A 21,430-nucleotide genomic window follows, 5' to 3' on the forward strand; every position below is an offset into this window, starting at 1 on the left:
GGGGCCGGCCTTCCGGTGTCTGCGACAGGGGTCAGCGGTCGAGGACCAGGCCGACCTTCTGGAACTCCTTCAGGTCGCGGTAGCCGCACTTGGCCATCGCCCGACGCAGCCCACCGAACAGGTTGAGCTGACCGTCGGCCTCGTCCGCCGGGCCGAAGAGCAACTCCTCCATCGACCCGAGCGGCTCACCGGCCACCTCGAACGCGCCGCGGGGCAACGACGGGTGGCTCGCCGCCGAGTGCCACCAGGCACCACCGGCGGGCGCCTCGTCGCACAGCGACAGCGGCTCACCGAGCATCACCGCGTCCGCACCGCAGCCGAGCGCCTTGGCGATGTCACCCGACGTCTGGATGTCACCGTCGGCGATCAGGTGCACGTACCGGCCGCCGGTCTCGTCGAGGTAGTCCCGGCGGGCCGCCGCGGCGTCGGCGATCGCGGTGGCCATCGGCACCCGGATGCCCAACACCGACTCGGTGGTCGACCACTCGTCGCCGCCGATGCCCACGATCACGCCGGCCGCGCCGGTGCGCATCAGGTGCAGCGCCGTCTTGTAGTCCGTGCAGCCGCCGACGATCACCGGCAGGTCGAGGTCGGCGATGAACTCCTTGAGGTTCAGCGGCTCGTCGGTGGTCGACACGTGCTCGGCCGACACGATGGTGCCCTGGATGACCAGGATGTCCACCCCGGCGTCCAGGATCACCGGGGCCAGCGCCAGCGTGTGCTGCGGGGAGACCCGCACCGCGACCGTGCCGCCACCGGCGCGCAGCTCGCGCACCCGCTCGGCGATCAGGTCCGGGCGGATCGGCTCCGCGTACACCTCCTGGAGCCGTTTGGTGGCGCGGGCCTCCTCGTCGAGGCCGGCCAGCTCGTCCAGCACCTTCGTCGGGTTCTCGTAGCGGGTCCAGAGGCCCTCGACGTTGAGTACGCCGAGACCGCCGAGCTGACCGAGCCGCACCGCCGAGGCCGGGCTCATAGTGGCGTCGGAGGGGTGGCCGACGCACGGAATGCCGAACGGGTACGCGTCGAGCTGCCAGGAGGTCGACACGTCGTCGACGTCCCGGGTGCGGCGGCTCGGCACGATGGCGATGTCGTCCAGGTGGTAGCCGCGCTGCGCGGTCTTGCCCAGCCCGATCTCGACCACGTCACGCATGGGGGACTCCAGGTGGTTGGGGGTGGTGGGTCAGCGGGTGTGGTAGTTGGGCGCCTCGACGGTCATCTGGATGTCGTGCGGGTGGCTCTCCTTCAGCCCGGCCGCGGTGATCCGGATGAGCTGGCCCCGGCGGTGCAGATCGGGGATGTTCTCCGCACCGGCGTACCCCATGGCCAGTCGCAGACCGCCGACCAACTGGTGGGCCACGCGGGAGAGCGGCCCCCGGTAGGGCACCTGGCCCTCCACGCCCTCGGGGACCAGCTTGTCGTCGCTGAGCACGTCCTGCTGGAAGTAGCGGTCCTTGCTGTACGACTTGGCCTGGCCCCGGGACTGCATCGCGCCGAGCGACCCCATCCCGCGGTAGGTCTTGAACTGCTTGCCGTTGACGAAGATCAGCTCACCGGGGCTCTCCTCGCAACCGGCCAGCAGGCTGCCGAGCATCACCGTGTCGGCGCCGGCCACCAGGGCCTTCGCGATGTCACCGGAATACTGGATGCCGCCGTCGCCGATCACCGGCACGCCGGCCGGACGGGCGGCCCGAGCCGCCTCCATGATCGCGGTCACCTGCGGCACGCCCACCCCGGCGACGATCCGGGTGGTGCAGATCGCGCCCGGCCCGACACCCACCTTGACGCCGTCGGCGCCGGCGTCGACGAGCGCCTTCGCGCCGGCGTACGTGGCCACGTTGCCGCCCATGATGTCGACGGTGACGTCGGCCTTGAGCCGGCGGACCATGTCCAGCACGGCCCGCTGGTGACCGTGCGCGGTGTCCACGATCAGCACGTCGACGCCCGCGTCGACGAGGGCGCGGGCCCGCTTGTACGCGTCCTCGCCCACGCCGATGGCGGCGGCGACCCGCAGGCGGCCGGCGTCGTCCTTGCTGGCGTCCGGGTACTGCTCGCTCTTGGTGAAGTCCTTCACGGTGATCAGGCCACGCAGCCGGCCCGAGTCGTCCACGATCGGCAGCTTCTCGACCTTGTGCTGGCGCAGCAGCGCCAGGGCGTCGTCCTTGCTCACACCGACCCGGGCGGTGATCAGCGGGGTGTGGGTCATGATCTCGCGGACCGGAGTGTCCGGCTCGGAGACGAACCGCATGTCCCGGTTGGTGACGATGCCGACCAGCTGGCCGTCGCCGTCCACCACCGGCACGCCGGAGATGCGGTAACGCCCACACAGCTCGTCGACCTCGCGCAGCGTGTCGTTCGGGCTGGCGGTCACCGGGTTGGTGATCATGCCGGACTCGGAGCGCTTGACCAGGTCGACCTGGAGCGCCTGGTCCTCCAGCGAGAGGTTGCGGTGCAACACGCCGATGCCGCCCTGGCGGGCCATGGCGATCGCCATCCGCGCCTCGGTCACCGTGTCCATCGCGCTGGACAGCAGCGGAATGGACAACTCGACGTTGCGGGTGAGCTTCGTCCGGGTGTTGACCCGGCTGGGCACCACGTCCGACTCGCCCGGCTGCAACAGCACGTCGTCGAAGGTGAGCCCGAGCGGAACCACGCGGGCAGAGCCGGCCGGCAGCTCGGGCAGGTGGCCGCCCAGGTCGGCGTGCTCGACGCCGGCCGGAAGATCGTTGCTGGGCGAATTTTCCACGATTGCTCCCCTGAGCTGCTCGGATGGGCTTCAGCGAGGTGGCGCGGACGGGCACCGGAGCGCACCACGGTGCCGGCACGTCGCCTCATCGTACCCAGTGAGCTGGGCGACTCGTCCGTGGCGGGCCGGGCCGGCGCCGAGGCCGGGGGGCGGACGTTCGCACCGCGTTGGGTCTACGGTGAGGGGGTGCACGACGAGCCCATCGACCCGTTCAACGGCGACCCGGCCGATCCGACAGCGGATCTGGATGACCCGGGCGACGACGCGACGCCGGATCCGCTGACCGACGTCGAGCGGCAGGATGTGCTGGAAGACCTCGCTGACCTGGAGATCTACCAGGCTCTGCTGGCCCCGATCGGGGTCCGCGGGCTGGTGATCGAATGTGAGGACTGCCGGGAGCCGCACTACTTCGACTGGGACCTGCTCCGCGGCAACCTGCGACACCTGCTCAACTCGGGTCGCCCCCGGGTGCACGAGCCCGCGTACGACCCCGACCCGGACCACTACGTGACCTGGGACTACGCCCGGGGTTACGCGGACGGGGTGCACGACACCCTGAGCGAGGGCACCGAGGACGAGCCGGGCACCCCGACCGCCGCCGAGTGACGGCGGCGCGCCTCAGGCGACCAGGCCGGCCCGGAAGCCCGCGGCCACCGCGTGCGCCCGGTCGCGAGCGCCAAGCTTGCGGAACAACCTGCGGGCGTGTGTCTTGACGGTGTCCTCCGACACGAACAACTCCCGGCCGATCTCCGCGTTGCTCTTGCCCTCGGCCATGCCGAGCAGCACCTGAAGCTCTCGCTCGGTGAGCCCGATCGACGCCCGGGTGGGCCGGGTGTTCGGGCCGGGCCGGGTCGGATCGGCCTGATCGGCCGCCGATTCGCCGGTCTCGGCCTCGTCGTCACCCCGCTGCACCGGCACCGACGGCACACCCGCCTGCCCCTCGCCGGGCGTGCCCGTCCAGCCGGGCTCGGCCGAGCCACGCGGCGACGGCCCGGAGCGACCCGAACCGCCCACCGCCGCGGCGTCCCGGGCCGGATCGGTGATCCGCTGCCGCGAGGCCCGTCCGGGGGCCGTGAGCAGCAGCAGCGCCTTCGCCACCGCGCTGGTCAAATCATGGTCGACATTCTGGATGAGACCCCGGGCCCCAGCGCTGATGGTGGCCGCCGCCGCCTCGGACTCCTCGGTGCCGAGCAGCAGCACCGCGGCCTGCGGCGCACGGGCAAGCACCCGACGGACGAAGCCGGCGCTGTCCGGCCGGGTGAGGGCCGTGTCGGCCAGCACCACGTCGGCCGGTCGCTCGGCGAGCCGCAGCATCACCTCGGGATCGGAGACGGCGGTACGAACGATCGCGGACAACCCCAGTCGCGCGGCAGCAGAAGTAAGGTGCTGGGCCGCGAGTGGTGTCCGAACGCACACAAGAACGGTACGCACTGTGGTCTCCTCTCCGCCAACGAGCAGACCATGACGGGGTCGGCTGGGGAGGAGGTTCCCGGCAATCCTTCGAACTTTTCCGACAATTGGTGCAAAGGCCGCAATTTCTAGGACGTTTTCGATCACAGAAGTGTGAGGCGACGACGGCCCGGGTACCGGGGGGTCCAGGCCGGGAACGGTGCGCCTGCGCGGCCCGCCGCCCGGATGCCGGCCACATGGATTCTCGCGGAGCCGCGCGGGAGGAGGGGTGCTGATGTCGAACGTACGTAGACTGCCCGGACCCATCGTCGACCTCTGGGACTGGCAGCGACTCGGTGCCTGCCGAGGCCGGGACAGCGCCCAGTTCTTCCACCCCGACGGCGAGCGAGGCTCTTCCCGACTGCGTCGGGAGTCCTCCGCCAAGTCGGTCTGCCGCGCCTGCCCGGTCCGGGCCGAGTGCGCCGCGCACGCCCTGTCCGTCCGCGAGCCGTACGGCGTATGGGGCGGTTTCAGCGAGTCGGAACGGCTCCGGCTGCTCGCCGTCGGCTGGGAGGACCTGGCCGACCGCCGGCACGCCCGGGTCGACGTCGCACGACTGGAAGCCCGACTGGGCCGCCCACACAAGTCGACAGTCCCGGCCCAGCGCAACGTCGCCTGACCCCACACGTCCCCGAACCGCGCCTCCGCCCCGGAGGCGCGGTTTCGTGTGCCATGGCCGCATCCCACGCGCCACCCTCAACGCCGCCACGCGCCACCCTCAACGCCGCCACCGCCGTCGCGCTGCGCCGGCTTGATCGACTCGGGTTTCATGAAATCGGGGCATCCCGCCCACCTGGACACCCCGATTTCATGAAACCCGGGAGGATCAAGCCGAGTGCGAGACCCGAAAGGTGAGCGACGACCAGAGGTTTGGGGCTTTTGTCCTGCCTGGGAGGTTCGGGCTCGACGCAGAGTCCAGGCTTTGCATGTTACGCGAGGTTTGTCCAGTTACCGGTCACACCCGTGGGCCGGAATCGTGGCCGGGTCGGGGTCGTTACACACCCTGACGATCGCAGCACCACCGGCCCGCCGCCCGACCCGCAGGGGTGTGGGATGCAGGCCCGGCAGGTCGGAATGCCGACCCGGGCCCGGTCGTTACAGTCCCCACGAACGACCGCAGGCACCGCCCCGACGAGGGTGCCGCGCGATGGGCCAACCCCGGAACGACCCCGGCCCGCCGGTCGTTGCAGTCCCGGCGAACGACCGCACCGCCCCGACGAGGGTGCCGGCAGGTGGGCCAACCCGGAATGACCCCGGCCCCCCGGTCGTTACACCTGGACCCCGGCGCCACGAGCCCCCGCTCGCAGGTCGCCGACCCCCGACGCCCGCAGCCCAACCCGGCCCGCAGGCGCCACCCCCAGACTTTTCCCCGTCTGTTTGTGCAGCGCCGGACGAGGTGCTCACACCCACCGTCACCGTTCCCCCTTGGCGGCAGTGGGTGTCCTACCCCCGAAGGAGCTACCCCCATGAACACGATCATGCGTAAGAGTGTCCTGTCGGTTGCTGGTCTGGCGTTCGCCGGTGGTGTGTTCGCCGGTCCGATCGCCGCGCACGCCAACCCGGTCGACGCCAAGCCCGTCGCCGCCGCCGTGCAGAGCACCGCCCCGAAGCCGCAGGGCGAGCAGTCCCGGATCACCCTCAACGACGAGCAGACCGCCAACGTCAAGGCGATCATCGCCGCGACGAAGAAGGCCGGCCTGCCCGAGCGCGCCGCGGTCATCTCGATCGCGACGAGCCTGCAGGAGTCGAAGCTGGAGAACCTGGGTCACCTGGGTGACATGAACGACCACGACTCGCTGGGCCTGTTCCAGCAGCGCCCGTCCAGCGGTTGGGGCACCCCGGAACAGATCACCGACCCCGCCTACTCCACCACCGCGTTCCTCAAGGGCCTCAAGCAGGTCGACGGCTGGCAGGACATGCCGCTGACCGAGGCCGCGCAGACCGTGCAGGTCTCCGCGTACCCCGACGCGTACGCCCAGTGGGAACAGCAGGCCACCGACCTCGTCAACCAGCACTGGAACAGCTGACCCACCACACCACCACACGACCAGCATCACCGCACCACCGCACCACCGCACCACCGCACGACACCGACCGCTGGCCGGCACCCACAACTCGGGGTGCCGGCCAGCGGCGTTCCCGGGTCTGACCGCATGACGGTCTGCGGCCCGCTGCCCGCTGCCCGCAACCACCCCCGCCCAAGAACCGGATGCTCCGAGATCTTGGACAGCACAGTTCTCGCGAAACGGAAACTGTCCAAGATCTCGCCTCCGGCGAGGGTGCAGGAGGTTGGTTTCGGGTTGGTGGCGTCGAGGCCGCAGCAGTCGACCCGCCCCCGACGCCCGCTGATGGATCTGCTCGCCGACGACCTCAGTGAGTGAACCCCGGCCGCCGGGATGGGTGACTCTGTGGCATCCGACGGGCGGCGTTGGTGGCGAGCGCCCCGGCGACCAGCGCGGTCAGCACCCCGATCAGTTGGATCAACTGTCCGCTCGCCACGTCGGCGCCGTGCCGCCCGAGCAGGTTGTCCACCCCGGTCGGGCTGATCGCGAACCCGACGGCGACGAACAGACCCAGCAGCGCGCCCACCGCGGGCGACCAGCGCCACGGTGCGAACGCGACGAAGAGGGCGCCAGCCAACAGGATGATCATCCGGGCGGTACGGCGACGGGAAACTCGACGCCGGCGGCCCACAGCACGCCGATGCCCGCGGCGCCGACGACGAGGCCGGCGATGGTGAACGTCCGTGCGGTGACAGTCATGACTTCCCCCTGTCCCGGTACGGTCCGGTCCGCGTCCGCCCGGCGACGTCATCGGGGATACGCCAGTCTGCGTACTCCGGTCGTCCAGGACGCACGGCGCGCGAGGAACGGCGCCGCCCGCTCAGCGGACGGTGACGGTGACCGTGTGCCAGCCGGTGGCGCCGTCCGGGGCGACGCCCTGCGTACGCTCGGTCTGGGTTTCGCCTGTCGCGTCGGTGGCGCGCACCTGGAGTCGGTGCTCGCCCGGCGTGGCGTCCCAGCGCCAGGACCACTGCACCCAGGTGTCCACCGACACGGTCGGGGCCAGCGTCGCCTGCTGCCAGGGGCCGCCGTCGACGCGTACCTCGACCCGGCTGATGCCCCGGTGCTGCGCCCAGGCCACACCGGCGACCGTGACCGGGCCGGTGGTCAGCCGGTTACGCCCCCGGGGTGTGTCGATCCGCGACTGGGTCTTGATCGGGCCCTGGGCGGACCAGCCGCGCGGCACCCAGTACGCGTCGAAGTCGGCGAAACGGGTCAGCTCCAGCTCGGTCAGCCACTTGCAGGCCGAGACGTAGCCGTAGAGGCCGGGCACGACCATCCGGACCGGGAAGCCGTGCTCGACCGGCAGTGGCTCCCCGTTCATGCCGACCGCCAACAGCGCGTCCCGCCCGTCGCGCAGCGCGGCGGTGGGGGTGCCGCAGGTCCAGCCGTCGACCGACCGGCCGACGACCTGGTCGGCATCGCCGTCCGGCTCGACCTCGTCCAGCAGCTCCCGAAGGGGTACGCCGAGCCAGCGGGCGTTGCCGATCAGGTCCCCGCCCACCTCGTTGGAGACGCAGGCAAGCGTGACGTACCGCTCGACGAGCGGCCGGGCCAGCAGATCCGCGTAGCTGTAGGTGCGCTCGGTGCCGACCCGCCCGTGGATCCGCAGCCGCCAGGTGTCCGGGTCGACCTGGGGCACCACAAGCGCGGTGTCGATCCGGTAGAAACCGAAGTTCGGGGTGACGTACGGCGCGAGCTGCGTCAACGAGAGGTCCGCGCCCGCCGGCAGGGCCGGTGCGGGGGCGACCGGCGCGGGCAGGCGGATCGCGTCGCGGGCGGCGGACACGCCGCGCCGGCCGGCCAGCCAGCGCCCACCGAGACCGGCCACCACGGCGGTGCCGAGCAGCACTCCGCTGCCGGTGAGGAACCGTCGCCGCGACTCCGGGTCGACGCCCGTAGCCTCCTCCGCTGCGGACTGCCCGCCCGGAGCCACCGGCACCGGCGCAGCGGGCGTCACCGGACCAACCGGCGACACCGAAGCGGCCGGCAGGCTCTCGGACGTCGGCGAGGCCGCCGAGGACGGCTCGGCCTCCGCCCCCCGCGCCGGCCCGGCAGGCGGCACCGACCCGGCCGGCGGCACGATCGGTGTGGGTGGTGACCAGGACCAGGGGTCCAGTTCGAACGGGCCGGCGATGAACAGCCAGAGCACCAGGGCGCCGAGGCCGGCACCGACGAGTGACGGCAGCGCGTCGGCCGCGTCGGCACCGGAGCGGGTCAGGGCGGCGGCCACGCCGATGACGCCGAACGCGGCGATGCCGGCAAGGCCGAGTGCCAGCCGGCGGACGGCCAGCACACCGAAGAGGGCGGCGAACGCTCCGAGCAGCAGGCCCGTGCCGACCAGCAGTGCGATCTTGTCGGCGGTGCCGAAGACGTCGATGGCGAACTGCTTCAGCGACTCGGGGACGGCGTCGACGACCACCCCGCCGACCGCGACCAGGGGCGCCGACCGAGGGCCGGTCAGCACGGCCACCGGTTCGGCGATTCCGATCGCGACGGCGGCGGCGGTGACCCCGGCCAGCGCGGCGTACCGCCGCGACGTGGTGCTCATCGGCCCAGTGTGCGCGATCATCTTGCCCGGTAGCCAGCAACGTCAGCGTTCGGTAATGACCTACCGGCTCAAAGAGCGAACCGGGGCACACCGCCGTACGGCGGTGTGCCCCGGTTCAGCTACCGGGTCAGAAGCCCGGGCCGTGCTGGTGGCCGTGGCCGTGGCCGTGGCCGCCGCCGGCGGCCGGCTCGGCCTGCTCCGGCTTCTCCACCACGAGGCTCTCCGTGGTGAGCAGCAGGCCGGCGATCGAGGCGGCGTTGGTGACCGCGTTGCGGGTCACCTTCACCGGGTCGATGATGCCGGCCTTGACCAGGTCGACGTACTCGCCCTTGGCGGCGTCGAGGCCGTTGCCCCAGTCGAGGTCGGCGACCTTCTGCGTCACGACGTAACCGTCGTGACCGGCGTTCTGGGCGATCCAGCGCAGCGGCTCGACGAGCGCCTTGCGCACGACCGAGACACCGACCTTCTCGTCACCGGTGAAGCCCAGGTCGTCGTCGAGCACCGAGCGGATCTGCACCAGGGCGGCGCCGCCGCCGGGGACGGTGCCCTCCTCGACCGCGGCCTTGGTCGCCGCGATGGCGTCCTCGATGCGGTGCTTGCGCTCCTTCATCTCGACCTCGGTAGCCGCGCCAGCCTTGATGACGGCGATGCCACCGGAGAGCTTCGCCAGCCGCTCGGCCAGCTTCTCCCGGTCCCAGTCGGAGTCGGAGGCCTCGATCTCCTTGCGGATCTGGGCCACCCGGTCGGCGACGTCGGCCTTCTGGCCACCGCCGTCGACGATCGTGGTGTTCTCCTTGTCGACCACGATGCGCCGAGCGGTGCCGAGCACCTCCAGGCCAACCTGGTCGATCTTGTAGCCCAGCTCCGGGGCGACCAGCTCGGCGCCCGTGGAGATCGCGATGTCCTGGAGCATCGCCTTGCGCCGGTCACCGAAGCCCGGGGCCTTGACCGCGCAGACCTTGAGGGTCTTGCGCAGCGAGTTGACCACCAGGGTGGAGAGCGCCTGGCCGTCCACGTCCTCGGCGATGATCAGCAGCGGCTTGCTGTTCTGCAGGACCTTCTCCAGCAGCGGCAGCAGCTCCTCGATCGCCGAGATCTTCTGGGTGGTGACCAGGATGTACGCGTCCTCGAGGACGGACTCCTGGCTCTCCAGGTCGGTGACGAAGTTCGGCGAGATGAAGCCCTTGTCGAACTGGAGACCCTCGGTCACGTCCAGCTCGGTGGTGAGCATGGAGCCTTCCTCGACGGTGATGACACCGTCGCGGCCGACCCGCTCCATCGCCTCGGCGATGAGATCACCGATCGTGGCGTCCTGCGCGGAGATCGTCGCCACGTTCGCGATCGACTCCTTGCTGGTGACCTCCGCGGCACGGCCGAGCAGCGCCTCGGAGACCTTGGTGGCCGCCGCGTCGATGCCCCGCTTGAGGCCGGCCGGGTTGGTCCCGGCGGTCACGTTGCGCAGGCCCTCGCGAACCATGGCCTGGGCCAGCACGGTCGCGGTGGTGGTGCCGTCACCGGCGACGTCGTTGGTCTTGGTCGCCACCTCCTTGACCAGCTGCGCGCCAAGGTTCTCGTACGGGTTGGTGAGCTCGATCTCCTTGGCGATGGTCACACCATCGTTGGTGATCGTCGGCGCACCGAATTTCTTGTCCAGGACGACGTTGCGCCCGCGCGGGCCGAGGGTGACCTTGACCGCGTCCGCGAGGGCGTTGACACCGTGCTCCAGCAGGTGCCGGGCGTCGTCCGAGAAGCTCAGGATCTTCGCCATTAATGTCCCTTCGAAGCGCCATTGCCCCGGCCCGGCGAGCCGGACCGGGGCAATGGAACTGATCGGTTGCTTACTTCTCGATGACCGCGAGGACGTCGCGGGCGGAGAGCACCAGGTACTCCTCGCCGGCGTACTTGACCTCGGTGCCGCCGTACTTCGAGTAAAGGACGGTGTCGCCGACCTGCACGTCAACCGGAACCCGGTTGCCGTTGTCGTCGACGCGCCCCGGGCCCACAGCGAGGACGGTGCCCTCCTGCGGCTTCTCCTTGGCGGTGTCGGGGATCACGATGCCCGACGCCGTGGTGGTCTCAGCCTCGTTCGCCTGGACCACGATGCGGTCCTCGAGCGGCTTGATCGCAACCTTGGTCGCGGTAGTCACGGGCATACCCTCCTGGGGTACTGGTTTCGTTGCTGGCCAGCGGGGCCAACCAGCGTCAATCTGCCTCATGCCACCGGGCGGGACCGTCGTCGCGGGTGCCGGTCCGCCTGGCGTGCGCACCCGGGTCGCGAGACCCGGAAGCTGGCACCCTCAGGGTGAGAGTGCTAATCGCAGGTTATTCCGTGGCTAGCACTCCGTCAAGGAGAGTGCCAGCGAGTCGCGCCCCGCCAGCCCGGATTTCCGGGTCCACCAGGACAATGACCGGGTGGATCTCGATCAGCTGGCGGCGCTGCGTACCCCCGAGGGGTCGGCCGCGCTCGCGACGGCGGCCGGTCTGGCCGGCGGTGATCCGCTGGCCGCGGCGTCGGCGCTGCGCGCGGCCGGGGTTCCGCCGACGCTGGCCGCGGCGGCGCTCACCCAGGCCGAGCTGCGGCACCGGGCGGCCGGCAAGTTCGGCCCGGTCGCCGCCGGGATGTTCCTCACCCGCCCCGGCCTGGAGCAGGCCACCCGCCGGGTGGTCGCCGACCGTCGAGCCGCACGGCTGTCCGCGGCCGGCGTGCGCACCCTGGCCGACCTCGGGTGCGGCCTCGGCGCGGACGCGCTGGCCGCCGCCCGTGCCGGCATCCGGGTGTACGGGGTGGAGGCCGACCCGGTGACCGCGGCGATGGCCGCCGCCAACGCCACGGCGGCCGGGCTGGCCGAGCTGTTCACCGTCGAGTGCGGGGATGCCACCGCGTTCGACGTGTCCCGGGTCGACGGGGTCTTCTGCGATCCGGCCCGCCGCAGCAGCGGCACCGGTCGGCGGATCTTCGACCCGCGCGCCTTCTCGCCACCGTGGGATTTCGTCACCGGGTTGGCCGAGCGGGTGCCGCGCACCGTGGTGAAGGTGGCGCCGGGCCTGGACCACGCGCTCATCCCGGTCGGTGCGGAGGCGGAGTGGGTCGGTGTGGACGGCGACCTGGTCGAGGCCGCGCTCTGGTGCGGAGAGTTGGCGGAGGTGCCCCGCCGCGCCACCCTCTACCGCCAGGAGGGCGCCGAGACCCACCGCCACCAGCTCACCGGCTCGGGTGCCGACGAGGCGTCGGTCGGGCCACCCCGGCGCTACCTGTACGACCCGGACGCGGCGGTCATCCGCGCGCACCTCGTCGCCGAACTGGCCGCCGAACTGGACGCCAACCTGGGTGACCCGAGCATCGCCTACCTCTACGCGGACCAGCCGACCCGCACCCCGTACGCGCGCTGCCTGGAGATCACCGACGTGCTGCCGTTCTCGCTCAAGCGACTGCGGGCGCTGCTGCGCGAGCGCCGGGTGGGCCGGGTGGAGATCCTCAAGCGGGGTTCCGCGCTCACCCCGGAGCAACTGCGCCGGGATTTGCGGCTGGCCGGCGACGCGGCGGCGAGCCTGGTGCTCACCCGGGTCGCCGGCGCACCGACCGTGCTGATCGGTCGGCCGGTCGAGTAGGGCGCGTGTCAAGCCCTCGGCCGGCCGGTCGACTAGCTTCGCTGGTGTGGCAGGACAGGGCACCCCGGCGACGGCACTGTTGGTCAAGCGCGGAGTCGCGCACCGCACGCACCCCTACCGGGTGTCGCCGGACGCCCCGAACTACGGCGCGCTGGTGGCGGTGGCGCTCGGCGTGGCACCGGAGCGTGTCTTCAAGTCGTTGGTGACCGAGGTCGACGGCGCGCTCACCGTGGCGGTCGTGCCGGTCACCGGCGAGCTGGATCTCAAGGCGCTCGCGGCGGCGGTCGGTGGCAAGCGGGCGGCGCTGGCCGACCGGGCGGTCGCCGAGCGGGCCACCGGCTACGTACGCGGTGGGATCAGCCCGCTCGGGCAGCGCAGGCGACTGCCGACCGTGCTCGACGAATCCGCGTTGGATCTTCCGACGATCTACGTCTCGGCTGGTCGGCGCGGCCTGCAACTCGAACTGGCCGCGGCGGATCTGGTGGCGCTGACCGACGCCCGCACCGCGTCGTTGCAGACCCGCTGACGACAGTCGTTACGGGGACTCACCGTGGGATACCCGGGGAGTAACAGTTGCGTTGCTGAATTGTTATCGCCTCCAACAAACTTGGCACCTACGCGGTCTTGTGGAGCCGGTGTGACGCGAAATACGTTGCCGGACACAACAAAAACACCACCTCCCCACCCCCGAAAGGACCCTGCACATGCGTAAGGGGATCCTCACCATCGCCGCCGTGGGCCTGCTCACAACCGGCGGATTGACCGCCTGCAGCGACGACTCCGGCACCGGCTCGGCCGACTCCAAAAAGACTCCCAAGATCGGCGTGATCCTTCCGGACAGCAAGTCCTCCCCCCGCTGGGAGACGGCGGACCGCCGCTTCCTGGAAGAGGCGTTCAAGACTGCCGGCGTCCAATACGACATCCAGAACGCCCAGAACGACAAGGCCGCCTTCCAGACCATCGCCGACCAGATGATCACCAGCGGCGTCACCGCCCTGATGATCGTCAACCTGGACTCCGGCACCGGCAAGGCCGTGCTCGACAAGGCCAAGTCGCAGGGCGTCGCCACCATCGACTACGACCGGCTCACCCTCGGCGGCTCCGCCCAGTACTACGTCAGCTTCGACAACGAGACCGTCGGGAAGCTCCAGGGCGAGGGTCTGGCGAAGTGCCTGACCGAGAAGGGCGCCAAGAACCCGGTCGTGGCGTACCTCAACGGCTCCCCCACCGACAACAACGCCACCCTGTTCAAGGCCGGCTACGACTCGGTGCTCAAGCCGAAGTTCGACTCCAAGGAGTACACCAAGGGCCCGGACGACGCCGTGCCGGGCTGGGACGGCCCCACCGCCGCGACCATCTTCGAGCAGCAGCTCACCGCGACCAAGGGCAAGATCGACGGCGTGCTGTCCGCCAACGACACTCTCGGCAACGCCGCCATCTCGATCCTCAAGAAGAACAAGATCAACGGCAAGGTGCCGGTGACCGGGCAGGACGCCAGCGTGGAGGGCCTGCAGAACATCCTCGCCGGTGACCAGTGCATGACCGTCTACAAGGCGGTCCGGGAAGAGGCCAAGGCCGCCGCGGACCTGGCCATCGCGCTGGCCAAGGGCGAGAAGAAGGACACCGGCCAGACGGTGAAGGACCCGGAGGGTGGCCGGGACGTCCCCTCGGTGCTGCTCACCCCGAAGGCCATCTACAAGGACAACGTCAAGGACGTCATCGCCGACGGCTACGTGACCAAGGAGCAGATCTGCACCGGGACGTACGCCAAGCTCTGCGGCGAAGCCGGCATCAGCTGACCGACGCCGCAGTACCCGCCGGGACGACCATCGCCGCCCGGCACGGGAGCACCCCTCCCGTGCCGGGCGGCGCCCGCCGGACGGGCCCCGACCTCCCTCGCGAAGGAGACACCCCGTGTCCGCGACCCCCCTGCTGGAACTCCGCGGGATCGACAAGAGCTTCGGTCCCGTCCAGGTGCTCCGCGACGTCGCCCTGACCGTCCACCCGGGCGAAGTGACCGCGCTGGTCGGCGACAACGGCGCCGGCAAGTCGACCCTGGTGAAGTGCATCAGCGGCATCCACCCCACCGACGCCGGCGAGATCCTGTTCAACGGTGAACCGGTGCACATCGGCAGTCCCCGGGACGCCGCCACGCTCGGCATCGAGGTCGTCTACCAGGACCTCGCGCTCTGCGACAACCTGGACATCGTGCAGAACATGTTCCTCGGCCGGGAGAAGCACAGCGGCATCGTCCTGGACGAGCCGAGCATGGAGCAGCTCGCCGCCGAGACGCTGGCCGGGCTCTCCATCCGCACCGTCACCTCCCTGCGTCAACACGTCTCCAGCCTCTCCGGCGGTCAGCGCCAGACCGTGGCCATCGCCAAGGCGGTGCTGTGGAACAGCAAGCTCGTCATCCTGGACGAGCCGACCGCGGCGCTCGGCGTGGCACAGACCGCCCAGGTTCTCGAACTGGTCCGCCGTCTCGCCGACAACGGCCTGGCCGTGGTGCTCATCTCGCACAACATGAACGACGTCTTCGCCGTCTCCGACCGGATCGCCGCGCTGTACCTCGGCCAGATGGTCGCCCAGGTGAAGACCACCGACATCACGCATGCCCAGGTGGTCGAGCTGATCACCGCCGGGCGCTCGGGCGGGCTCGGCCTCGCCACCGACCCGGGCAGCAACGGCGACGGCCCGCAGCCGGCCGACTCGATCTCAGGAGGCGCCCGATGACCACCACCGCCGTGCGGAAGGACGGCCCCGCGGCCGTCACACCGGCGCCGACCGTCGGGGGCCACGTCCGCAACTACGTCAGCCGGGTACGCGGCGGCGACGTCGGCGCGCTCCCCGCCGTGCTCGGCCTGATCGTGCTCTGCACCGTCTTCGCGATCATGCGGCCGTCGTCGTTCCTGTCGGCCGGCAACTTCGCGAACCTCTTCACCCAGGGTGCGGCGGTCACACTGATCGCGATGGGCCTGGTCTTCGTGCTGCTGCTCGGCGAGATCGACCTCTCCGCCGGCTTCGCCAGCGGCGTCTGCGCGGCAGTGCTGGCCAATGTGGTCACCGTACTCGGCTACCCCTGGTGGGTCGCCGTGCTCGCCGCGATCGCCACCGGTGTGGTCATCGGCACCACGCTCGGATTGCTGGTCGCGAAGATCGGCATTCCGTCCTTCGTGGTCACTCTCGCCGGCTTCCTCGCCTTCCAGGGCGTCGTGTTGCTGCTCGTGCAGGAGGGCACCAACATCTCCGTCCGCGACGAGGTGCTGGTCGCCATCGCCAACCGCAACCTCGCCCCCGTCCTGGGCTGGGCGCTGACCGCTGTCGCCGTCGTCGGCTACGCGGCGGTGCAGCTGCTGCGCCACCGCAACCGGTCGGCCCGCGGTCTGATCACCGACCCGATCGCGGTGGTGGCGCTGCGGATCGGCGGGCTCGCCGTCATCCTCGGCACCGCGGTGTACGTGCTCAACCTGGAGCGCAGCCGCAACGTCCTCATCGTCTCGCTCAAGGGTGTGCCGATCGTGGTGCCGATCATCGCGGTGCTGCTTGTCATCTGGACCTTCGTGCTCCAACGCACCAGCTACGGCCGGCACATCTACGCCGTGGGCGGCAACCGGGAAGCGGCCCGCCGGGCCGGCATCGGCGTCGACCGGATCCGGATCTCCGTCTTCGTGATCTGCTCGTCCATGGCCGCCATCGGCGGCATCGTGGCGGCCAGCCGAGCCAACTCGGTCGACCCCAACACCGGGGGCAGTAACGTACTGCTCTACGCGGTCGGCGCGGCGGTGATCGGCGGCACCAGCCTCTTCGGCGGCAAGGGCCGCGTCCTCGACGCCGTCCTCGGCGGCGCGGTGGTCGCGGTCATCGAGAACGGAATGGGCCTGATGGGTTACAGCGCGGGAGTCAAGTACGTGGTAACTGGCATTGTGCTGCTGCTCGCCGCCAGCGTCGACGCACTCTCCCGCCGCCGCGCGGCAGCCACCGGCACCCGCTAGCCGCGCGGGAGGTAGCACCAGGATGCGCCCAGGACCGAGCCAGGATCACGTCCGACGGCAGAACCTCGGGGCCCTGCTGAGGCACGTGCACGTCCACGGGGCGACGACACGCGCCGAACTGACCACCACGCTGGGCCTCAACCGCAGCACCATCGGCGCGCTCACCGCCGACCTGTCCGCGGTGGGGCTGGTCAGCGAGGGCGCACCAAAGGAGACCGGCCGGGCCGGCCGACCGTCACTGGTCGTCCGGCCCGAGTCGGCCCGGGTCTACGCGTACGCGTACTCCGTCGAGGTGGACCGGTTGCGGGCGGCCCGGATCGGGCTGGGTGGCGCGGTCCTGGACCGCCGCGACCTGGACCGACCGCGCGGCCTGCAGGCCGCGGAGGCCGCGCCGCTGCTGGCCGGCGCGCTCAAGGAGATGCAGCAGACGGTGCCGCACGACGCGATCTGCGTCGGCGCCGGCGTCGCGGTCTGCGGCATCGTCCGCCGCGACGACGGCCTGGTGCGACTCGGCCCCACCACCGGCTGGGTGGACGAGCCGATCGGCGCGACCCTCGCCGCCGAACTGGGCATCGGGGTGCCGGTCACGGTGGGCAACGTGGCGGACGTCGCCGCGTTCGCCGAACACGCACGGGGTGTGGCAGCCGGCTGCGACAACGTCATCTACCTGTACGGCGACGTCGGCGTAGGTGCCGGCATCATCGCCGGCGGGCGTCGGCTGACCGGGCACGGTGGGTACGGCGGCGAGGTCGGCCACATGAAGGTGGTCGTCGACGGGCGGCCCTGTCAGTGTGGTTCGCGGGGCTGCTGGGAGACCGAGATCGGCGAGCATGGCCTGCTCCGCGCCGCCGGACGCTCCGACGCCCGAGGTCCCGACGCGCTGCTGGCCGTCTTCGACGCCGCCGACCGGGGCGATGCCCGCGCCCAGACCGCGGTCCGCCAGGCCGGTGACTGGCTCGGCTTCGGGTTGGCCAACCTGGTGAACGTCTTCAACCCGGAAATGGTCATCTTCGGCGGCACCATGCGCCACCTCTACCTCGCCTCGGCGGCCCAGGTCCGCAGCCGACTCAACTCCAACGCGCTCGCCGCCTGCCTGGAGCACGTCCGGCTGCGTACGCCGAAGTTGGGCGAGGACGCACCCCTGCTCGGGGCCGCCGAGTTGGCCTTCGAACGGCTCCTCGCCGACCCCCTCGATGTGGGCTGATCCGCGTACGCTGTCCAGCGTGGATGTCGAGCTGCGCGCCTCCGACGACGACCGCAACCGGGTGGTCGCCGAGCTGCACCGGCACACCGCGGCGGGCCGACTGACCCTCGACGAGTTCTCCGATCGGGCCGGTGCGGTGTGGACCGCCCGCACCCTCGGTGACCTGGCCGCGCTGACCCGCGACCTGCCACCCCTGCCCGCCCCGGCCGGCAGTGCCGACCCCGTCGAGCACGGTCGTCGGGAGCTGCTGATGCTCTTCGCCGCCGCCGCGCTCACTCTGCTGCTGCTCGGCGGTTTCCTCGCCGTCACCCGCTGATCGGCTCGACCCGCTTCCCGCTGATCCGCGTCGCCCTTCAGATGAACTGATCGCGCGATCAGTCCGTACCAGTGGGCGGACGGGCAGCCTGGAGGGACGTGGCTGCCCGGTCCAGACGCGTTTCGGTCCGGACCGAGGAGGCCCCACAGACATGGCACCGCTCAGATCCGCCCACCACCGACTGGGCAACCGGACCCATCGAGCGGCGCTGCTGCTCATCGCGATCATCGCGGCGGTCGGTGTCCTGCCCGGCGTGGCCGTCGCCGCACCGGCCGGCGGTCAGCAGCTCAACGCCGCCGACATGACGCTGCTCAACGGGGTCCGGTTGGCCGGGCTGTGGGAGATGCCCGCCGGCCAGATGGCCGCCGAGAAGGGGCAGTCGGCCAAGGTCCGGGAGATCGGCGCGGGCATCGCCAGCGAGCACCAGCGGCTCGACCAGCTCACTGTGGACGCGGCAAACAAGTTGGGCGCGAGCATCCCCAGCGAGCCGACGGCCGAGCAGAAGGGCTGGCTGGCCGAGATGCAGAAGGCCTCCGGCGCCCGGTTCGACCAGATCTTCGTCACCCGGCTCCGGGTCGCCCACGGCAAGATCTTCCCGGTGATCGGCGCGGTCCGGGCCAGCACCCGGGACGCCACAGTCCGCAAGCTCTGCGAGGACGCCAACGCGTTCGTCCAGCACCACATGCAGATGCTGGAGAGCACCGGGCTGGTCCGCTGGCCGGAGCTGCCGCCGGCCGCGCTGCCCGCCCCCGGCGAGGACGGATTGTTGGCCGCCGCCGCCGCGAACTCCGGCCCACAGGTCGGGGTCAGCAGCACAGTCGTCTGGCTGGTCTTCCTCGCCGCGCTGGGCACCGGCGGAATCGCCACGTACCGGATGCTGCGCCGCGGCTGACCGCCCCTCGTTGGTGGCCCGCGTCAGCGGTCGACCTGGGTGAAGTCCCAGGAGTGCGGGGCGCGGGCCACCAGCAGGGCGGGCGGATCGGGCAGCGGGCGCGGGTTGCTGCGCCACTTGGAGATGACCACCACGCGGTGGTCGGTGGAGGAGAAGACCTCGCTGGACACGTGAAGTGGATCGTGCTCCAACTCGGGCAGGGCGGTGTCGCACACCCAGGTGATCAGGTCGGCGACCCCGTACGCCTCGGCGCGTGCCTCCCACATCCGCACGATCATGTCCGGCGCTCCCGTCACACGCTGACCGTGGTCAACGGCAGTGCCGAATCGGCCGGCAGATCCAGCCGGCTGGGCGCGACCCCGGCGGCGACCAGGTGTGACCCGAGCGCCGCCACCATCGCCCCGTTGTCGGTGCACAGTTTCGGCCGGGGCACCCGCACCTGGATGCCGTACTTCTCGGCCCGTTGCTCGGCCATCGCCCGCAGCCGCGAGTTCGCCGCCACTCCCCCGCCGATCACCAGGGTCTCGATGCCCTGCGCACGGCAGGCGGCGAGCGCCTTGCTGGTCAGCACGTCACAGACCGCCTCCTGGAAGGACGCCGCCACGTCGGCCACCGGCACCGGCTCACCGGCCCGCTGACGCGCCTCGACCCACCGGGCCACCGCCGTCTTCAGGCCGGAGAACGAGAAGTCGTACCGGTGGGCGGCGAGGTCCTTCGCGGCGGTCAGCCCGCGCGGGAAGGCGATCGAGGCGGCGTCGCCGGCGCGGGCCTCCCGGTCGATCGGCGGCCCACCCGGGAACGGCAGCCCCAGCAGTCGGGCGACCTTGTCGAACGCCTCGCCGGCCGCGTCGTCGATGGTGGCGCCCAGCGGGGTGACTCCCCGGGCCAGGTCGTCGACGAGCAGGAGGGACGAGTGCCCGCCGGACACCAGCAGCGCGATGGCGGGCTCGGGCAGCGGGCCGTGTTCGAGGGTGTCCACCGCGACGTGGGCGGCAAGGTGGTTCACGCCGTAGACGGGCTTCTCGGCCGCGAGCGCGTACCCCTTCGCGGCGGCGACACCGACCAGCAGCGCGCCGGCCAACCCGGGCCCGGAGGTGACCGCGATGGCGTCGATGTCGGCCAGGGTGACGCCGGCCTCGGTCAGGGCCCGGTCCATGGTCGGCACGATGGCCTCCAGGTGTGCCCGACTGGCCACCTCGGGCACCACGCCCCCGAAGCGGGCGTGCTCCTCGACGCTGGACGCGAGCGCGTCGGCCAGCAGGGTGTGCCCCCGCACGATGCCGACGCCGGTCTCGTCGCAGGAGGTCTCGATACCCAGGATCAGCGGTTCGTCAGCCATTGTCGTGTGATCCGTCCCCGGTCGGCTCGGCGTCGCGCCGCATGACCAGCGCGTCGGTGTTGCTCGGTTGGTAGTAGCCGCGCCGCACCCCGACCGGCTCGAACCCGTACGTCGCGTAGAGCCGCTGGGCCGCTGCATTGTCCACGGCGACCTCCAACAGGGTGCTGCGGGCGTCGCGCCGGGCCGCCTCGGCGAGCAGTTCCTCCAGCAGGACGCGGCCCACGCCGCGCCGCTGCACGTCCCGGCGGACGGCGATGTTCTGCACCCACACCTCGCCCGGCGGGACACCGGCGAGCCCGGCGTAACCGAGCACCGAGCCGTCCGCGTCGACGGCGACCCGGTAGTGGTGCCCGTTGGCCAGTTCGTTCCAGAACATGGCCGGCGACCACTGCTCGGCGCCGAAGAGGTCGGCCTCGATCGGCAGCACGTCGTCGATGTGCCACCAGCGGAACGGTTCGAGTCGTACCCCGGTCATGGCAGGACCGGTTTGCGGCCGGTTGCCGCCACGGCGTCCGGACGGCGCAGGTAGAGCGGGGTGAGCCGCTCGCCGGACGCGCCGGCCCGGATCCGCTCGGCGGCCAGCAGCGCCAACACGGTGGCGTCCGGGTACCGCGGCTCGACCCGGACGGGCAGGTCCAGAGTCTCGGCGTACCGGTGCGCGCCGTCGCCGACCGCGATCGTCGCGCCCAACTCCCGGGCGCGCGCGGCGGCCACCGCCGGCGTCGACACCTCAGGGCCGACGATCCGCTGGCCGGCACCGTCGTAGACGGCCCAGTACAGCTCCTTGCGCCGGGCGTCGCTGGCGGCCAACACCGGCTCACCGGACGCCGCCGGGTAGCCGATCCCGTCCAGCGAGCAGACGCCGTACGTGGGGATGCCGAGCACCTGGCCCATCGTCGCGGCCGTGACCAGGCCGACCCGTAGCCCGGTGAACGGACCCGGGCCCAGCCCGGCGACGATGGCGCTCAGGTCACGTGGGCGCGCGTCGGCGTCGGCGAGGACCGCGTCCACCTGAGGGGCGAGCAGTTCGCCGTGCGCGCGGGCATCGACCGTGCACCGGTGCGCCCGGGACACCACAGCGTCCGCCGAGACCTCCACCAACGCCGCGGTCACCGCAGGGGTCGAGCTGTCCACCACGAGTACGAGCACGGTAAGCCAGCCTAGCGGCCTCGCCCCGCGCCCCGGTCACGCCCCGCCCTCGACCTCTACGCCCCGGCCGCTCTCGGGGACGTTCCGGCCGGGGCGGCGCGACGAGCGGCGAGCCGCGAGCCG

Annotated in this window: 22 protein-coding genes; 11 read left to right on the forward strand and 11 right to left on the reverse strand. The window is 71.5% G+C overall.

Annotation, left to right across the window (positions count from 1 at the left end; translation table 11 throughout):
* Positions 1-31: 31 nt before the first annotated feature.
* The gene (locus ACGFIQ_RS12535; RefSeq protein ID WP_393243031.1) at positions 32-1,150 is read right to left on the reverse strand and encodes a GuaB3 family IMP dehydrogenase-related protein; all 1,119 of its coding nucleotides are present in this window, start codon (positions 1,148-1,150) and stop codon (positions 32-34) included.
* A gap of 30 nt (positions 1,151-1,180) precedes the next feature.
* Positions 1,181-2,743 carry an IMP dehydrogenase gene (gene guaB / locus ACGFIQ_RS12540; RefSeq protein ID WP_357526305.1) on the reverse strand — a complete coding sequence of 521 codons (1,563 nt, stop codon included), beginning with the start codon at positions 2,741-2,743 and terminating at the stop codon, positions 1,181-1,183.
* A gap of 186 nt (positions 2,744-2,929) precedes the next feature.
* Between guaB and ACGFIQ_RS12545 the strand changes: the two genes are divergently transcribed.
* Positions 2,930-3,349 carry a DUF5319 domain-containing protein gene (locus ACGFIQ_RS12545; protein WP_393243033.1) on the forward strand — a complete coding sequence of 140 codons (420 nt, stop codon included), beginning with the start codon at positions 2,930-2,932 and terminating at the stop codon, positions 3,347-3,349.
* 12 nt (positions 3,350-3,361) lie between these two features.
* Here ACGFIQ_RS12545 and ACGFIQ_RS12550 read toward each other — a convergent pair whose 3' ends face one another.
* Positions 3,362-4,174, reverse strand: coding sequence for a response regulator transcription factor (locus tag ACGFIQ_RS12550; RefSeq protein ID WP_393243035.1), 813 nt, complete (start codon positions 4,172-4,174; stop codon positions 3,362-3,364).
* Between the two features lie 253 nt (positions 4,175-4,427).
* Between ACGFIQ_RS12550 and ACGFIQ_RS12555 the strand changes: the two genes are divergently transcribed.
* On the forward strand, positions 4,428-4,811 hold the full coding sequence (locus tag ACGFIQ_RS12555) for a WhiB family transcriptional regulator (protein ID WP_357067606.1): 384 nt from the start codon (positions 4,428-4,430) through the stop codon (positions 4,809-4,811).
* Positions 4,812-5,658: 847 nt separating this feature from the next.
* On the forward strand, positions 5,659-6,219 hold the full coding sequence (locus ACGFIQ_RS12560) for a hypothetical protein (protein ID WP_393243037.1): 561 nt from the start codon (positions 5,659-5,661) through the stop codon (positions 6,217-6,219).
* Positions 6,220-6,562: 343 nt separating this feature from the next.
* Here ACGFIQ_RS12560 and ACGFIQ_RS12565 read toward each other — a convergent pair whose 3' ends face one another.
* The 4 genes from ACGFIQ_RS12565 to groES form a co-directional block, all read right to left on the reverse strand.
* The gene (locus ACGFIQ_RS12565; RefSeq protein WP_393243039.1) at positions 6,563-6,844 is read right to left on the reverse strand and encodes a hypothetical protein; all 282 of its coding nucleotides are present in this window, start codon (positions 6,842-6,844) and stop codon (positions 6,563-6,565) included.
* A gap of 231 nt (positions 6,845-7,075) precedes the next feature.
* Positions 7,076-8,806: a molybdopterin-dependent oxidoreductase gene (locus ACGFIQ_RS12570; RefSeq protein ID WP_393243041.1), complete on the reverse strand. Its 1,731-nt coding sequence runs from the start codon at positions 8,804-8,806 to the stop codon at positions 7,076-7,078.
* Positions 8,807-8,933: 127 nt separating this feature from the next.
* Positions 8,934-10,574, reverse strand: a complete 1,641-nt coding sequence (gene groL / locus ACGFIQ_RS12575) for a chaperonin GroEL (RefSeq protein ID WP_393243043.1) — start codon at positions 10,572-10,574, stop codon at positions 8,934-8,936.
* 70 nt (positions 10,575-10,644) lie between these two features.
* On the reverse strand, positions 10,645-10,959 hold the full coding sequence (gene groES, locus ACGFIQ_RS12580) for a co-chaperone GroES (RefSeq protein WP_030330046.1): 315 nt from the start codon (positions 10,957-10,959) through the stop codon (positions 10,645-10,647).
* A 259-nt stretch (positions 10,960-11,218) separates the two neighbouring features.
* Between groES and ACGFIQ_RS12585 the strand changes: the two genes are divergently transcribed.
* From ACGFIQ_RS12585 to ACGFIQ_RS12620, 8 genes are all read left to right on the forward strand, one after another.
* Entirely contained in the window at positions 11,219-12,415 is a 1,197-nt protein-coding gene (locus tag ACGFIQ_RS12585) for a methyltransferase domain-containing protein (protein ID WP_393243045.1), read from the forward strand.
* A gap of 46 nt (positions 12,416-12,461) precedes the next feature.
* Entirely contained in the window at positions 12,462-12,941 is a 480-nt protein-coding gene (ybaK, locus tag ACGFIQ_RS12590) for a Cys-tRNA(Pro) deacylase (RefSeq protein ID WP_393243046.1), read from the forward strand.
* Between the two features lie 178 nt (positions 12,942-13,119).
* Positions 13,120-14,214, forward strand: coding sequence for a sugar ABC transporter substrate-binding protein (locus tag ACGFIQ_RS12595; RefSeq protein ID WP_393243048.1), 1,095 nt, complete (start codon positions 13,120-13,122; stop codon positions 14,212-14,214).
* A gap of 115 nt (positions 14,215-14,329) precedes the next feature.
* Positions 14,330-15,148, forward strand: a complete 819-nt coding sequence (locus ACGFIQ_RS12600) for an ATP-binding cassette domain-containing protein (protein ID WP_393243050.1) — start codon at positions 14,330-14,332, stop codon at positions 15,146-15,148.
* Positions 15,145-16,407: a sugar ABC transporter permease gene (locus tag ACGFIQ_RS12605; RefSeq protein WP_393243052.1), complete on the forward strand. Its 1,263-nt coding sequence runs from the start codon at positions 15,145-15,147 to the stop codon at positions 16,405-16,407. The genes ACGFIQ_RS12600 and ACGFIQ_RS12605 overlap by 4 nt, the downstream gene beginning before the upstream one ends.
* 22 nt (positions 16,408-16,429) lie before the next feature.
* The gene (locus ACGFIQ_RS12610) at positions 16,430-17,611 is read left to right on the forward strand and encodes an ROK family protein (protein ID WP_393243054.1); all 1,182 of its coding nucleotides are present in this window, start codon (positions 16,430-16,432) and stop codon (positions 17,609-17,611) included.
* A gap of 19 nt (positions 17,612-17,630) precedes the next feature.
* Complete coding sequence (locus ACGFIQ_RS12615; protein ID WP_357078842.1) at positions 17,631-17,927, forward strand: DUF1707 domain-containing protein; 297 nt, start codon at positions 17,631-17,633, stop codon at positions 17,925-17,927.
* A 151-nt stretch (positions 17,928-18,078) separates the two neighbouring features.
* The gene (locus tag ACGFIQ_RS12620; RefSeq protein WP_393243056.1) at positions 18,079-18,819 is read left to right on the forward strand and encodes a DUF4142 domain-containing protein; all 741 of its coding nucleotides are present in this window, start codon (positions 18,079-18,081) and stop codon (positions 18,817-18,819) included.
* A gap of 23 nt (positions 18,820-18,842) precedes the next feature.
* Here the strand turns inward: ACGFIQ_RS12620 and ACGFIQ_RS12625 are convergent, their stop codons facing one another.
* The 4 genes from ACGFIQ_RS12625 to tsaB are packed head-to-tail and all read right to left on the reverse strand — an operon-like array spanning position 18,843 to position 21,307.
* A complete protein-coding gene (locus ACGFIQ_RS12625; RefSeq protein ID WP_053660576.1) occupies positions 18,843-19,097 on the reverse strand; it encodes a hypothetical protein in 255 nt (84 codons plus the stop codon).
* A gap of 14 nt (positions 19,098-19,111) precedes the next feature.
* On the reverse strand, positions 19,112-20,158 hold the full coding sequence (tsaD, locus tag ACGFIQ_RS12630) for a tRNA (adenosine(37)-N6)-threonylcarbamoyltransferase complex transferase subunit TsaD (RefSeq protein ID WP_030330026.1): 1,047 nt from the start codon (positions 20,156-20,158) through the stop codon (positions 19,112-19,114).
* The gene (gene rimI / locus ACGFIQ_RS12635) at positions 20,151-20,633 is read right to left on the reverse strand and encodes a ribosomal protein S18-alanine N-acetyltransferase (protein ID WP_393243058.1); all 483 of its coding nucleotides are present in this window, start codon (positions 20,631-20,633) and stop codon (positions 20,151-20,153) included. Before rimI ends, tsaD begins: the two co-directional genes overlap by 8 nt.
* On the reverse strand, positions 20,630-21,307 hold the full coding sequence (gene tsaB, locus ACGFIQ_RS12640) for a tRNA (adenosine(37)-N6)-threonylcarbamoyltransferase complex dimerization subunit type 1 TsaB (protein ID WP_393243060.1): 678 nt from the start codon (positions 21,305-21,307) through the stop codon (positions 20,630-20,632). The genes rimI and tsaB overlap by 4 nt, the downstream gene beginning before the upstream one ends.
* Between the last annotated feature and the right edge of the window lie 123 nt (positions 21,308-21,430).

Source organism: Micromonospora sp. NPDC048898 (genome assembly GCF_043198035.1).
GTDB lineage: Bacteria > Actinomycetota > Actinomycetes > Mycobacteriales > Micromonosporaceae > Micromonospora.